Annotated in this window: 13 protein-coding genes; 10 read left to right on the forward strand and 3 right to left on the reverse strand. The window is 54.4% G+C overall.

Translation table 11 applies throughout. The features are described 5' to 3' along the window. Positions 1-152: 152 nt before the first annotated feature. From DBR02_RS10480 to phoU, 9 genes are all read left to right on the forward strand, one after another. Positions 153-734, forward strand: coding sequence for a chaperone-usher fimbrial major subunit (locus tag DBR02_RS10480; RefSeq protein WP_107534301.1), 582 nt, complete (start codon positions 153-155; stop codon positions 732-734). Positions 735-802: 68 nt separating this feature from the next. Further along, positions 803-1489, forward strand: a complete 687-nt coding sequence (locus DBR02_RS10485) for a fimbrial chaperone (RefSeq protein ID WP_107534303.1) — start codon at positions 803-805, stop codon at positions 1487-1489. A 17-nt stretch (positions 1490-1506) separates the two neighbouring features. Continuing rightward, positions 1507-4029: a fimbria/pilus outer membrane usher protein gene (locus tag DBR02_RS10490; protein ID WP_107535637.1), complete on the forward strand. Its 2523-nt coding sequence runs from the start codon at positions 1507-1509 to the stop codon at positions 4027-4029. Positions 4030-4038: 9 nt separating this feature from the next. Beyond that, complete coding sequence (gene stgD / locus DBR02_RS10495) at positions 4039-5112, forward strand: fimbrial protein StgD (RefSeq protein WP_233157737.1); 1074 nt, start codon at positions 4039-4041, stop codon at positions 5110-5112. A 245-nt stretch (positions 5113-5357) separates the two neighbouring features. Then, positions 5358-6398, forward strand: coding sequence for a phosphate ABC transporter substrate-binding protein PstS (gene pstS / locus DBR02_RS10500; protein WP_063452042.1), 1041 nt, complete (start codon positions 5358-5360; stop codon positions 6396-6398). Between the two features lie 127 nt (positions 6399-6525). Then, positions 6526-7485: a phosphate ABC transporter permease PstC gene (pstC, locus tag DBR02_RS10505; RefSeq protein ID WP_022649877.1), complete on the forward strand. Its 960-nt coding sequence runs from the start codon at positions 6526-6528 to the stop codon at positions 7483-7485. Continuing rightward, positions 7485-8375 (forward strand): phosphate ABC transporter permease PstA, encoded by an 891-nt coding sequence (gene pstA / locus DBR02_RS10510; protein ID WP_003861156.1) that lies wholly within the window; start codon positions 7485-7487, stop codon positions 8373-8375. The genes pstC and pstA overlap by 1 nt, the downstream gene beginning before the upstream one ends. Positions 8376-8422: 47 nt before the next feature. After that, positions 8423-9196, forward strand: a complete 774-nt coding sequence (gene pstB / locus DBR02_RS10515; protein WP_003861154.1) for a phosphate ABC transporter ATP-binding protein PstB — start codon at positions 8423-8425, stop codon at positions 9194-9196. Between the two features lie 26 nt (positions 9197-9222). Further along, positions 9223-9948, forward strand: a complete 726-nt coding sequence (gene phoU / locus DBR02_RS10520) for a phosphate signaling complex protein PhoU (RefSeq protein WP_003861153.1) — start codon at positions 9223-9225, stop codon at positions 9946-9948. A 44-nt stretch (positions 9949-9992) separates the two neighbouring features. Here phoU and yieH read toward each other — a convergent pair whose 3' ends face one another. Beyond that, entirely contained in the window at positions 9993-10658 is a 666-nt protein-coding gene (gene yieH, locus DBR02_RS10525; RefSeq protein ID WP_102749952.1) for a 6-phosphogluconate phosphatase, read from the reverse strand. Between the two features lie 165 nt (positions 10659-10823). Between yieH and adeP the strand changes: the two genes are divergently transcribed. After that, complete coding sequence (gene adeP, locus DBR02_RS10530) at positions 10824-12161, forward strand: adenine permease AdeP (protein WP_139158018.1); 1338 nt, start codon at positions 10824-10826, stop codon at positions 12159-12161. 91 nt (positions 12162-12252) lie between these two features. Here adeP and DBR02_RS10535 read toward each other — a convergent pair whose 3' ends face one another. Both DBR02_RS10535 and DBR02_RS10540 read right to left on the reverse strand, forming a co-directional pair. Continuing rightward, complete coding sequence (locus DBR02_RS10535) at positions 12253-12819, reverse strand: NADPH-dependent FMN reductase (protein WP_003861147.1); 567 nt, start codon at positions 12817-12819, stop codon at positions 12253-12255. Positions 12820-12855: 36 nt separating this feature from the next. After that, positions 12856-13602 carry a 4'-phosphopantetheinyl transferase family protein gene (locus DBR02_RS10540; protein WP_063868604.1) on the reverse strand — a complete coding sequence of 249 codons (747 nt, stop codon included), beginning with the start codon at positions 13600-13602 and terminating at the stop codon, positions 12856-12858. Positions 13603-13713: the final 111 nt, after the last annotated feature.

The raw sequence follows: 13713 nt of genomic DNA on the forward strand, positions 1-13713 counted from the left end.
TCTATTATTATTCCATACAGGCTTTTTCATTATTCCATTAATTTAAAATCTCCCCTTGAAGAACTTTATCCCCGGAGAATATGATTTCCCCGCATTTGGGATGGCGTTGTCTTTATGATAAGCGCAATATTTATTTAATTAATGGAGTTAACATGAAAAACACTGGAATTACGGTGGCGATTGCACTCGCTTCGGCGTTAATGGCAGGGCAATCATTGGCTGCGGATGGTACGGTTCATTTCCGCGGAGAGGTTATTGATTCAACGTGTGAAGTTACGTCTGATACCGTCGACCAGACGGTGAATATTGGCCGCGTTGCGAAAACGGCGTTCACCGGCGTTGACTCAACGGCGTCAGTAAAAGATTTCCATATTAAACTGGAAAAATGCCCTGCAACCTATACTCAGGCAGCGGTTCGCTTTGACGGAACAGAAGATAAAGACACCATCGGCAAAGGGTATTTGTCTATTGGCACGCCTGTTAACGGCGAAACGGGTACTGACGGTATTTACACCGGCGAAGGTGAAGCCGTTACGGCTACCGGCGTTGCCATCAAGCTCTTCAACCTGAATGATGATACGGCGATCCCGCTGTACAACAATTCAAACTATGTCGCTATTACCGACGGCAAAGCGGACATGGGCTTCAAAGCGAAGTTTGTGCAGACGCTGGCTACGGTTACGCCGGGTACTGCAAACGCGGATTCCCAGTTCACCATTGAATACCTGAAATAATCTCAGCTGTTCGCCGGGAGCCTGTTTTATCATTTTGCAGGCTCCTCCACAGGATGTGAGGATAACTGATGTATTCAAGGCGTTTATTGACCCCGTTAATCATGATCTTTTTTTCATTTTTGACACCCTTATCGACCGCTGGCGTCATTATTGGTGGAACCCGCGTTATTTATAGTAGTGATAAATCCGATGCGACAATAAGCATAAAAAATAATGAATCAACCACGCCTTATCTCATACAGACGTGGGTCGATCCTTTCAAGAAAGATACATCGGCGCATAAGCCTCCTTTTACCGTTATTCCGCCCGTTTCAAGGCTAGAGGCAGGGCAGGAAAAAATATTACGCATCATGAAGGTGAAGGGCGAACTGCCTGACGATCGGGAATCGCTGTTTTGGCTCAACATCAAAAATATTCCGCCGTCCAGTTCAAACCCTAATTCGCTCGAAATTGCGATTAAGACGCGGATAAAACTTTTTTGGCGTCCGGCGAAACTGAATATGACGACTGAACGGGCTGCGGCAAAGGTTAAATGGAGCATTCAAAACAGACAGCTCGTTATTGAAAATCCGAGCCCGCTACATATTAACGTTATGAATGTTACCGTCGACAGCAAAGACGTTACGTTAAATATTATTCCCCCTTTTGACACCGTGCGTTTGCCGCTCCCGGAAGGGATTAACGGTCGCGCGCTGATTTGGCGCTTCGTTAACGATTTTGGTGCAATCAGTCAGGAAATTCACGTCACGCTGTAAATATAGGGATGTTTTATATGGGGTATTTCCGTTTTTTCATTGCGCTGGCATCGGGGGTATCTCTCGGCTTTTCAGGCGTGACGCTGGCAAAAGATATCTTTAACCCTGCGCTTCTCGAAATTGACCATCCGGTGGATGTCGATATCCACCAGTTTAACCGCGTCAATATGTTACCTGCCGGGTCTTATAAAGTTGATATTCATGTTAACGATGAATTTATCGATAGCCGGGACGTCGCCTTCGTTAAAAATAAGGCTGGCGATGGGCTGCATCCCTGTTTTACACACGTCAGGACGGTGCTTGCAGAATTCGGGGCTAAGGTGGCGGCGATCGCCTCGCTGGATCGCCTGGACGAGAATGCCTGTGTGGATCCCACACCGCTGATCCCTGGCGCCACATGGACGTTTGATACCGATAAGCTGCTGCTCAACGTCACGTTGCCGCAGATTTACATTGATACCACCGCCCGCGGCACCATCAATCCTGCGCGCTGGGATGAGGGCATTAATGCGCTGATGATGAACTATGACTTTTCCGGCTCCAGCACGTTGCAGTCTGATGACGACGACAACAGCGAGTTCTACTATCTGAACCTGCGAAACGGAGCCAACGTCGGCGCGTGGCGTTTACGCAACTACAGCACGCTAAATATCGTTGACGGTCATTCGGATTACCATTCCATCAGCACCTATGCGCAGCGTAACCTCGCGGCGTTACGCAGCCAGATCATGCTGGGTGATACCTGGACCGCAAGCGATGTCTTCGACAGTACCCAGGTGCGGGGCGTGCGCCTGTATACCGATAATGAAATGCTTCCTTCCAGCCTGACGGGCTTTGCGCCGGTCGTTCGGGGCGTGGCGAAAAGCAATGCGACGGTGATTATTCGGCAGAACGGCTACATCATTTACCAATCTGCCGTGCCGCAGGGACCGTTTGCGCTAAAAGATTTAAACACCACCAGCTCCGGCGGCGACCTGGACGTGACCATCAAAGAAGAAGACGGCAGTGAGCAACACTTCACGCAGCCCTACGCCTCGCTGGCTATCCTCAGGCGTGAAGATCAGACCGACGTCGATATCAGCGCGGGCGAACTGCGCGATCAAAGCGATTTCCAGCCTAACGTTTTTCAGGCGCAGGTGCTACACGGCTTTCCTGCCGGGATAACGGTATACAGTGGCGTGCAGGCCGCGGAAGACTATCGCTCGGCAGCGGTGGGGATCGGCAAAGATGTGGGCGCAGCGGGCGCGTTTTCCGTCGATATCACCCAGGCTCGCGCGCAGTTTACGGACGAGGGCTCAGAGGAGTCTGGCCAGTCCTGGCGTTTTCTCTATTCGAAACGGTTTGATGAAACGGATACCACGCTGCGGCTGGTGGGGTATCGCTATTCAACGCAGGGCTACTACACCCTCAATGAATGGGCATCACGCCAGAACAATCAGCGCGATTTCTGGGTAACGGGCAACCGGCGCAGCCGGCTTGAAGGAACCTGGACGCAGAATTTCGGCGATGGCATGGGGAACATTTATTTCACGCTGAGCCGTCAGCAGTACTGGCAAACCGACGAAGTTGAACGCCTGGTTCAGCTTGGCTACAGCAATGTCTGGCGGGCGCTTTCCTGGAACCTCTCCTGGAACTATAGCGATTCCATCACGACGGCGCAGAGCGCGGAGTATTCAGATAGCGACGAACGAGAAAGCGAGCAGGTATTTATGCTGTCGTTATCGGTGCCGCTGTCTGAACTGCTGCCGGACAGCTATGTGAGCTACGGCCTTACGCAGAACAACAGGGGAAAAGGGATGCACCAGCTTGGCTTTAACGGTACGGCGCTTGATAACCGAAATCTCTCCTGGAACCTCCAGCAGTCCTGGGATGCGGATGACAGGGTGTACAGCAGCAGCGCAGGAGTGGGATATGACGGAACCTATGGTTCGGTTAACGGCAGCTATGACTACAACCAGGAGAGTCAGCGGCTCAACTACGGCGCGCGCGGTGGGGTTCTGCTGCACGGCGATGGGGTGACGTTCTCGCAGGAGATGGGAGAAACCGTGGCGCTGATAAAAGCACCCGGCGCAGCCGGTCTGGCAATGGAAAACGGCACCGGTACGGCAACGGACTGGCGAGGCTACACCGTTCAAACGCAGCTAAACGCTTACGATGAAAATCGTGTGGAAATTGAGAGCGGCTATTTTGAAAAAGCAAACGTCGAGCTGGAGAACAGCGTGCTTAACGTCATCCCCACGCGAGGTGCGGTAGTGCGGGCCGAATTTATCACCCACGTGGGCTATCGCGTGCTCTTTGAGGTCACACAGTCTAACGGCAAACCGGTTCCCTTTGGCGCAGTGGCGTCTGCCGAACTGGCGACGGGCAGCGTGTCGGGCATCACCGGCGAGGATGGCGAGCTGTATCTTTCGGGCATGCCGGAAGAGGGAACGTTCACGCTGAAGTGGGGGAGTGAAAAGACAAAACCTTGCGAGGTCCATTATCAGTTCCCCAAACCAACGGGCGTTGAACTGGTTCAAACAGCGGTAGTGTGCCAATAGGGAAATGAGATGAATCGACGTATCACTTTTTTAGCAGTCGCCATGCTGTTTTTGACCCCTTTTACCTACGCTGCGACCACAGAAGGCGGGGTGTGCTTCGCCATCGGCGGCACCTATATTTTCAACCTGAATCTTAACGGGGCAGAAATACCGGCAGATAAAAACCAGGCGGGAACGGAGGTGCGCGATCTGAAGACTCTGCAATCGCCTTCCCGGTATAAACTGGGATGTAACTGCCTGACTCATTTCACCACCACGTTTCGCAGCGTCTATTTCACCGCACGTTCGCCCTTAAGCGTGAATACCGTTAAAAACGGCTATACCTACTACACGCTGAACGATCACCTCAGTATTGCGTCCTCTATTCACGTGCTGGGACGTGACTATCTGCCCGTTCCCTTTGAGTCGGAGCCCAACCGGGTGACGTCCGGTATGTACTGTTATGCCTCCAGTGTAGAAGGCTCAGATGCAACGCTTGATACCGGCTCTCAGGTAAAAATATCGTTTTTGATCGACAAGCCCTTTATTGGAAAAGTTACCATTCCGGGGACGACGATTGCCACGCTCTATGGCGGTATCGATGAAGCGTCCTCTCTGGCAAGTACCGAGAAGCTCGCCGAAATAAAAATTGTCGGGGACATCGTGGTACCGCAAAACTGCGAGATCGCGCCGGGCCAGTCGCTGGAGATTGATTTTGGAGACATTCCCGCCAGCGCGTTTTCTGCCACCAAAGGCGAGGCGGTCGGTAGCCATAAAATCCGCAAGATGATTCAGGTGAAATGTACCGGCATGCTGGATGAGAACATCGTCCGATCCGTTTTCCATGCCGATCCCGTTGACGCCGATGCCGCGATGATGAAAGTGAACGGCAATGATGACGTAGGGATCGTTATTTATGATAAATGGGATCGCGTCGTCAACGTTAACGGGGGAAACATGGAGATGGATATGGGAACCAACCAGGGGGGCGCCGAGGTTAACTCGCTCACCTTCTCTGCCGCCCCGGCCAGCGCGACGGGGAGTATCCCGAAGCCCGGCGCGTTTGAAGCCTGGGCAACCCTTACCCTCGAAATTCTGAATTAATGACAACGGCTGTTTATGACAGCCGTTGTCATATTCCCGTCTTTGAACCAGGCTTAACGCATCTCAGTGTGACATTATCATGACAAGAATGTGATTTTATTTATATTTAAATCATGCACTTAACGCAAATGCGTTGATTGTCATAAAACTGTCATAATTCGTACATTTATCTGTCACCTGTTTGTCCTATTTTGCTCATCGTAGCCACTTAAACAATGATTTACGAAATCCTTGCAGGAGACATTATGAAAGTTATGCGTACCACTGTCGCAACTGTTGTCGCCGCGACCTTATCTCTGAGCGCTTTCTCTGCCTTCGCAGCAGCAAGCCTGACTGGCGCTGGTGCAACCTTCCCTGCGCCGGTGTATGCCAAATGGGCGGATACCTACCAGAAAGAAACCGGCAACAAGGTTAACTATCAGGGTATCGGCTCCTCCGGTGGCGTAAAACAAATTACCGCGAATACCGTTGATTTCGGCGCATCCGACGCTCCGCTGTCTGATGAAAAACTGAATCAGGAAGGCCTGTTCCAGTTCCCGACCGTGATCGGCGGCGTTGTGCTGGCCGTTAACATCCCTGGCCTGAAATCAGGCGAGCTGGTGCTGGACGGCAAAACCCTGGGCGACATCTACCTGGGCAAAATCAAAAAATGGGACGACGAAGCCATCACTAAGCTGAACCCGGGCGTTAAGCTGCCTTCGCAGAACATCGCTGTGGTTCGCCGCGCTGACGGTTCCGGTACCTCCTTCGTGTTCACCAGCTACCTGGCAAAAGTGAACGAAGAGTGGAAATCCAAAGTCGGTTCCGGCTCTACCGTTAACTGGCCAACCGGTCTGGGCGGTAAAGGTAACGACGGCATCGCTGCCTTCGTACAGCGTCTGCCGGGCTCTATCGGTTACGTAGAATACGCTTACGCGAAGCAGAACAACCTGGCTTATACCAAACTGGTTTCTGCTGACGGCAAACCGGTTAGCCCGACCGAAGAGAACTTCGCTAACGCCGCAAAAGGCGCAGACTGGAGTAAATCCTTCGCGCAGGACCTGACTAACCAGAAAGGCGACGATGCGTGGCCAATCACTTCTACCACCTTCATTCTGGTCCACAAAGATCAGAAGAAACCTGAGCAGGGTGCAGAAGTGCTGAAATTCTTCGACTGGGCATACAAAAACGGCGGCAAACAGGCTAACGACCTGGACTACGCCAGCCTGCCGGACAGCGTGGTTGAGCAGATTCGCGCTGCATGGAAAACCAACGTGAAAGACAGCAGCGGTAAAGCGCTGTACTAACAGGATATTTTTGACGAAGATGGCGGGTGGCGCGCAGCGATCCCGCCCTACGGTTCATCCTGTAGGCCCGGTAAGCGTCAGCGCCACCGGGCATATTCGTAAGACGTCTCAAAAAGAAGAGTAATTTATGGCTGCAACCAAGCCTGCATTTAACCCTCCGGGTAAAAAAGGTGACATGATTTTCAGCGCCCTGGTGAAACTGGCTGCGCTGATTGTGCTATTGCTGCTGGGCGGCATTATCGTGTCCCTGATCTTTTCCTCCTGGCCGAGCATTCAGAAATTTGGTTTCGCCTTCCTGTGGACCAAAGAGTGGGATGCGCCGAACGATATCTACGGTGCGCTGGTGCCGATTTACGGCACGCTGGTAACCTCCTTTATCGCCCTGCTGATTGCGGTGCCGGTAAGCTTCGGTATTGCTCTGTTCCTGACGGAGCTGGCGCCGGGCTGGCTGCGACGCCCGCTGGGTATCGCCATCGAACTGCTGGCGGCCATTCCAAGTATCGTTTACGGCATGTGGGGCCTGTTTATCTTTGCTCCGCTGTTTGCAACGTACTTCCAGGAGCCGGTCGGTAACGTGCTTTCTGCCGTTCCGTTTGTGGGCGCCCTGTTCTCCGGTCCGGCATTCGGTATCGGTATTCTGGCGGCTGGCGTGATCCTCGCCATCATGATTATTCCGTACATTGCGGCGGTTATGCGCGATGTCTTCGAACAAACCCCGGTGATGATGAAAGAGTCGGCCTACGGCATCGGCTGCACCACCTGGGAGGTTATCTGGCGCATCGTCCTTCCGTTCACCAAAAATGGGGTGATCGGCGGCATCATGCTGGGCTTAGGCCGCGCGCTGGGTGAAACCATGGCGGTGACCTTTATCATCGGCAACACCTACCAGCTCGACAGCGTCTCTCTGTACATGCCGGGCAACAGCATTACCTCTGCGCTGGCGAACGAATTCGCCGAAGCGGAATCCGGGCTGCACGTTGCCGCGCTGATGGAGCTGGGCCTGATCCTGTTTGTTATCACCTTTATCGTACTGGCTATCTCCAAGCTGATGATTATGCGTCTGGCTAAAAACGAGGGGGCACGCTAATGGCGACTCTCGACATGCAAAACACCGCTCAGCTTGCGGAATCCCGTCGCAAAATGCAGTCAAAGCGCCGGATTAAAAACCGCATTGCGCTGACGCTTTCCATGGCCACGATGGCGTTCGGCCTGTTCTGGCTGATCTGGATCCTGATGTCCACCATCACCCGCGGCATCGATGGAATGTCCCTGGCGCTGTTCACCGAGATGACGCCGCCGCCGAACACGGCGGGCGGTGGTCTGGCAAACGCCCTGGCGGGTAGCGGCCTGCTGATCCTGTGGGCGACCGTTTTCGGTACGCCGCTGGGCATCATGGCGGGTATCTATCTGGCGGAGTATGGCCGTAAATCCTGGATCGCTGAAGTCATCCGCTTTATTAACGACATTCTGCTGTCTGCCCCATCGATTGTTGTGGGTCTGTTTGTTTACACCATCGTGGTGGCTCAAATGGAACACTTCTCCGGCTGGGCGGGCGTGATTGCGCTGGCGCTGTTGCAGGTGCCTATCGTTATTCGTACCACTGAAAACATGCTGAAACTGGTGCCGGACAGCCTGCGTGAAGCGGCTTACGCGCTGGGCACGCCGAAATGGAAGATGATTTCGGCGATCACCCTGAAAGCGTCCGTCTCGGGGATCATGACCGGTATCCTGCTGGCTATCGCCCGTATTGCCGGTGAAACCGCACCGCTGCTGTTTACCGCGCTCTCCAACCAGTTCTGGAGCACGGACATGATGCAGCCGATCGCCAACCTGCCGGTGACGATCTTTAAATTTGCGATGAGCCCATTCGCGGAATGGCAGCAGCTGGCCTGGGCCGGGGTGCTGATCATCACCCTTTGCGTACTGTTGCTGAACATTCTGGCGCGCGTCATTTTCGCGAAGAAGAAACACGGTTAAATTTTTACGGCGCGGCACATCGCGGCGCCGAATGAGGAAATGAGTCAATGAGTATGGTTGATACTGCCCCGGGTAAGATTCAGGTTCGTGATTTGAACTTCTACTACGGCAAATTCCATGCCCTGAAGAATATCAACCTGGATATCGCGAAGAACCAGGTCACGGCATTTATCGGTCCGTCTGGCTGTGGTAAATCCACGCTGTTGCGCACCTTCAACAAAATGTATTCGCTCTATCCGGAGCAGCGTGCAGAAGGTGAAATTCTGCTGGACGGTGACAACATCCTGACCAATACCCAGGATATCGCCCTGCTGCGCGCGAAGGTGGGGATGGTGTTCCAGAAACCCACGCCGTTCCCGATGTCGATCTATGACAACATCGCCTTTGGCGTGCGTCTGTTTGAAAAGCTCTCACGTGCGGACATGGACGAGCGCGTGCAGTGGGCATTGACCAAGGCCGCATTATGGAACGAAACCAAAGATAAACTTCACCAGAGCGGGTACTCTCTCTCCGGTGGTCAGCAGCAGCGTCTGTGCATTGCGCGCGGTATCGCCATTCGCCCGGAAGTATTGCTGCTGGATGAGCCGTGCTCAGCGCTGGACCCGATCTCAACCGGGCGTATTGAAGAGCTGATCACCGAGCTGAAGCAGGATTACACCGTAGTGATCGTCACCCACAACATGCAGCAGGCTGCCCGTTGTTCTGACCACACGGCGTTTATGTACCTGGGCGAGTTGATTGAGTTCAGCGATACGGACGCGCTGTTCACCCGGCCCGCGAAGAAACAAACCGAAGATTACATTACTGGCCGCTACGGTTGATTTGCCTTAGTGCATGTGGAGAAACCATGGACAACCTCAATCTTAATAAACACATTTCCGGCCAGTTTAACGCAGAGCTGGAAAGCATTCGCACCCAGGTGATGACCATGGGCGGCATGGTCGAGCAGCAGCTTTCTGATGCGATCACGGCGATGCACAACCAGGACAGCGAGCTGGCGAAGCGCGTTATCGAAGGCGATCACAACGTCAATATGATGGAAGTCGCCATCGACGAAGCGTGCGTGCGCATCATTGCCAAGCGTCAGCCGACCGCGAGCGACCTGCGTCTGGTCATGGCGATCATCAAAACTATCGCCGAGCTGGAGCGTATTGGCGACGTCGCGGATAAAATCTGCCGCACCGCGCTGGAGAAATTCTCTCAGCAGCACCAGCCGCTGCTGGTCAGCCTGGAGTCTCTCGGTCGCCACACCGTGCAGATGCTGCACGACGTGCTGGACGCTTTCGCGCGCATGGATCTGGACGAAGCGGTGCGTATCTATCGTGAAGACAAGAAAGTCGACCAGGAATACGAAGGCATTGTGCGTCAGCTGATGACCTACATGATGGAAGATTCCCGTACCATTCCAAGCGTGCTGACCGCGCTGTTCTGCGCGCGCTCAATCGAGCGTATTGGCGACCGCTGCCAGAACATTTGTGAATACATCTTCTACTTCGTGAAAGGGCAGGACTTCCGTCACGTGGGCGGCGACGAGCTGGACAAGCTGCTGGCGGGTAAAGATCCGAAAGAGTGATGTTTGTGGCGGGTGGCGCTAGCGCTTACCCGCCCTACGTTAGCTTAACGCGTAATATCCCACCCGCGCGCCTTCCACAACTCTGGCAATTGTGCCAGGTCGGTAAAGGTCGTCACTTTTGGATGATCGATCGGCTTGTTGTGCGAATCGGCACAGAAGTAAAACACTTCCATTCCTGCATCAATCCCCGACTGCGCGCCCGCAGACGAGTCATCCACCAGAATGCAGTTCTCCACGTTGACGTTCATCGCCTTCGCCGCGTGGAACATCAATGCCGGATCGGGCTTCCAGCGCTGGATATCGTAGCCGCTGAACAGTTTTTCCGGGAAGTGGTGCAGCATGTCCAGCTTGCCGAGCGAATGCTGCATTTTGCTGACCGGGCCGTTAGAGACCACGCAGATCGGCACCGTCATCGCATCCAGCAGCGCGTTAGCGCCGGCGATAACCTCCAGCTCGGCGTCGAAGAGGCGTGCGACCTCGGCGCGGTACACCGGTTCCAGATCCGCTTTCGCCAGATCCACCCCGTGCTCTTCGTTAATGATGTCGATGATCTCGTACAGCTTCACGCCCTTAAAGCGTTTGAACACCTCTTCGAGATCGAGCGTAATGCCAAATTCCTGGAACATGGCGACATACGCGCGGGAACAAATGACCTCACTGTCGACCAGCGTACCGTCACAGTCGAAAAATACCGCTTCAATTCCGGACATGCCCTTCCCTTTTAACAAGTTTAACGTTTACGTACGACAGATTTACGAGACGCAATCGTTGCCGTATAAGCAAAATCAATGAAAAAAGTATCCCGTAACCGCCACTATTGTCGCATTTTGGTATAGGATAGCGACGAATTTTCCCTCCTTGTTCGGAAATTGATGATGAGTCAACAACACACAACCCAGACATCTGGTCAGGGTCTGCTTGAGCGCGTATTCAAACTGCGCGAGCACGGCACAACGGCACGCACCGAAGTGATCGCCGGTTTTACTACCTTCCTGACGATGGTCTACATCGTTTTTGTGAACCCGCAAATTCTGGGCGTGGCTGGCATGGACACCAGCGCCGTCTTTGTTACCACCTGTCTGATCGCGGCCCTTGGCAGCATTCTGATGGGCGTTTTCGCTAACCTGCCCGTGGCGCTGGCCCCGGCGATGGGTCTGAACGCGTTCTTCGCGTTCGTGGTAGTTCAGGCGATGGGCCTGCCGTGGCAGGTTGGTATGGGCGCTATCTTCTGGGGTGCGGTCGGCCTGCTGCTGCTGACCATCTTCCGCGTCCGCTACTGGATGATTGCCAATATCCCGGTGAGCCTGCGCGTGGGTATCACCAGCGGTATCGGTCTGTTCATCGGTATGATGGGGCTAAAAAACGCCGGTGTGATCGTGGCGAACCCGGAAACGCTGGTGAGCATCGGTAACCTGACCTCGCACAGCGTGCTGCTGGGCGTGCTGGGCTTCTTCATCATCGCGATCCTGGCGTCGCGCAACATCCACGCTGCGGTGCTGGTCTCTATCATCGTGACCACGCTGCTGGGCTGGATGATGGGTGACGTGCATTACAGCGGTATTGTCTCTGCGCCGCCGAGCGTCTCTACCGTGATTGGTCACGTTGATCTGGCGGGCTCTCTGAACCTGGGCCTGGCGGGGGTGATCTTCTCCTTCATGCTGGTCAACCTGTTTGACTCCTCCGGTACGCTGATTGGCGTGACGGACAAAGCGGGTCTGGCGGACGAGAAAGGCAAATTCCCGCGCATGAAGCAGGCGCTGTATGTGGATAGCATCTCTTCCGTTGCGGGTTCTTTCATCGGCACCTCGTCTGTTACCGCTTACATTGAATCCTCTTCCGGCGTCTCCGTGGGCGGCCGTACCGGCCTGACGGCGGTGGTGGTGGGTCTGCTGTTCCTGCTGGTGATCTTCCTCTCTCCACTCGCCGGGATGGTGCCACCGTACGCGGCGGCGGGTGCGCTGATTTATGTCGGCGTGCTGATGACCTCGAGCCTGGCGCGCGTGAAGTGGGAAGATTTAACCGAAGCGGTGCCAGCCTTTATTACAGCCGTAATGATGCCGTTCAGCTTCTCGATCACCGAAGGGATCGCGCTGGGCTTTATCTCTTACTGTGTGATGAAGATCGGTACCGGTCGCTTCCGCGAACTCAGCCCGTGCGTGATGATTGTGGCGCTGCTGTTTGTGCTGAAGATTGTGTTTATTGACGCGCACTAAGGTGCGGTTTGTGGTGTCAGGTGGCGCTTCGCTTACCTGACCTACTGACGCGTGTAGGCCCGGTAAGCGCTAGCGCCACCGGGCTTTTTTATCAGGCTTTAACCCGCTTAATATAATCCCCAAACGCGGTCAGCTGGCCAGACAGATGGTCACGCGTGCTCTGATCCACCACTTCACCCGTCTGCGGGTCGACCTTGTTCTGAATCACACCGCCCATAAATTCCGGCTTGTTCATGACCATCGCATCCAGGAATACCAGGATCTGACGCAGGTGATACTGGCAGCGCGCGCCGCCGATGGCGCCCATTGAGCTGGTCTGGATCAGCACCGGTTTGCCTGACAGCGGCTGCTCCGGTAAACGGGATAACCAGTCAATCGCGTTCTTCAGGCCACCCGGCACCGAGTAGTTATACTCTGGCGTTACAATCACCACGCCGTCAGCCTGGCGGATCTGCTCGGCTATCGCTTCCACGCTCTGCGGGAACCCTTCTTCCTGCTGAACGTCAGCATCATAAAGCGGGATGTCGCCAATAGACGGCAGGGCACTGATTTCCATTCCCGCAGGCGCCAGTTGCGGCAGCGTGCGGGCAACCATCCCGTTAAAAGAACCTTTGCGCAGGCTTCCCAGTAACGTAACAACTTTCAACGTATCAGACATGATTACTCCTGTTTCATCATGATGATCCTGGACGGATCAGCTATGGGTGTATGCTTTTTCTGCCGGTAAGCTGGTTAATCGCATCAGGCGCGCGGCGGGCTCGTTGGCGCGCTCGGGGACATCCGGAAGACTACGCCAACCGCGAATACTGTCAAATTCCCAGATTTTCAGCCGTTCGATGGCGGGACTCACCGCAACAGACCAGATCAACACGTCCTCAGCGTCGCTGAGCGCCTCTACCAGCGAGGCTTTTGTGGCCCGCAGGCGTCCGGAGCCAGGCAGCAGCTGCAACAGGCTGGCGTCGTCTGACGCCGCACCGCTCAGTTTGCGGATGCTCTGGCGAAGGGTAATGAGCTGCGCTCTGGCTTCAACGGGGTCGTTCTGGTTACGTATCCACAGCATTTCATTGCTTGAAAGCGGGTATTCATCAAGCGCGTTAGCCCCGTGGAAGCTGCGCGTGACGCGTTGCAGCTCCATATCCAGCCCGCAATCGCCTTCGGTGGTCAGCGCGACGCCAACAATGTTGCCGGTGTACGCAATGGAAAAATGGGGGAGTGCCGGGTCCGCAAAAACCGGGCGACCTTCTGGCTGGGTGAGTATGTCCGGTAATTCGCTGGTGCCGTACAGCATAAAAAGCAGTTCTGCGAGAAGTGCTCTGGAGGCTAAAAACCGCGTCCTGCGGTGTTCAGGTAGCTTGAGCGCCTCACTGTGGCAGGCTGAAGACATTCTGGCCGATACGAGATGCCCTTCTGCTAATGTTCCTCGTGCAAAGTGCGTAGCCATTTTTCGCTCCTTGATAATGGTCGTAGTCGGTTAAACGGTTACATGATTATCGCTTAACTCAGCTTCTGTTTTAATCAGTAAATAGAAATAAGAGAAGCCTGAGGACCGAAC

This window comes from Enterobacter cloacae complex sp. (assembly GCF_900322725.1).
Taxonomy (GTDB): Bacteria; Pseudomonadota; Gammaproteobacteria; order Enterobacterales; family Enterobacteriaceae; genus Enterobacter; species Enterobacter quasihormaechei.

Coding starts and splice junctions, on each gene's coding strand:
- DBR02_RS10485 (WP_107534303.1), top strand. CDS start 803: ATGTATTCAAGGCGTTTATTGACCCCGTTAATCATGATCTTTTTTTCA.
- pstC (WP_022649877.1), top strand. CDS start 6,526: ATGGCTGCAACCAAGCCTGCATTTAACCCTCCGGGTAAAAAAGGTGAC.
- DBR02_RS10535 (WP_003861147.1), bottom strand. CDS start 12,819: ATGTCTGATACGTTGAAAGTTGTTACGTTACTGGGAAGCCTGCGCAAA.
- stgD (WP_233157737.1), top strand. CDS start 4,039: ATGAATCGACGTATCACTTTTTTAGCAGTCGCCATGCTGTTTTTGACC.
- yieH (WP_102749952.1), bottom strand. CDS start 10,658: ATGTCCGGAATTGAAGCGGTATTTTTCGACTGTGACGGTACGCTGGTC.
- pstA (WP_003861156.1), top strand. CDS start 7,485: ATGGCGACTCTCGACATGCAAAACACCGCTCAGCTTGCGGAATCCCGT.
- DBR02_RS10540 (WP_063868604.1), bottom strand. CDS start 13,602: ATGGCTACGCACTTTGCACGAGGAACATTAGCAGAAGGGCATCTCGTA.
- phoU (WP_003861153.1), top strand. CDS start 9,223: ATGGACAACCTCAATCTTAATAAACACATTTCCGGCCAGTTTAACGCA.
- adeP (WP_139158018.1), top strand. CDS start 10,824: ATGAGTCAACAACACACAACCCAGACATCTGGTCAGGGTCTGCTTGAG.
- pstB (WP_003861154.1), top strand. CDS start 8,423: ATGAGTATGGTTGATACTGCCCCGGGTAAGATTCAGGTTCGTGATTTG.
- DBR02_RS10480 (WP_107534301.1), top strand. CDS start 153: ATGAAAAACACTGGAATTACGGTGGCGATTGCACTCGCTTCGGCGTTA.
- pstS (WP_063452042.1), top strand. CDS start 5,358: ATGAAAGTTATGCGTACCACTGTCGCAACTGTTGTCGCCGCGACCTTA.
- DBR02_RS10490 (WP_107535637.1), top strand. CDS start 1,507: ATGGGGTATTTCCGTTTTTTCATTGCGCTGGCATCGGGGGTATCTCTC.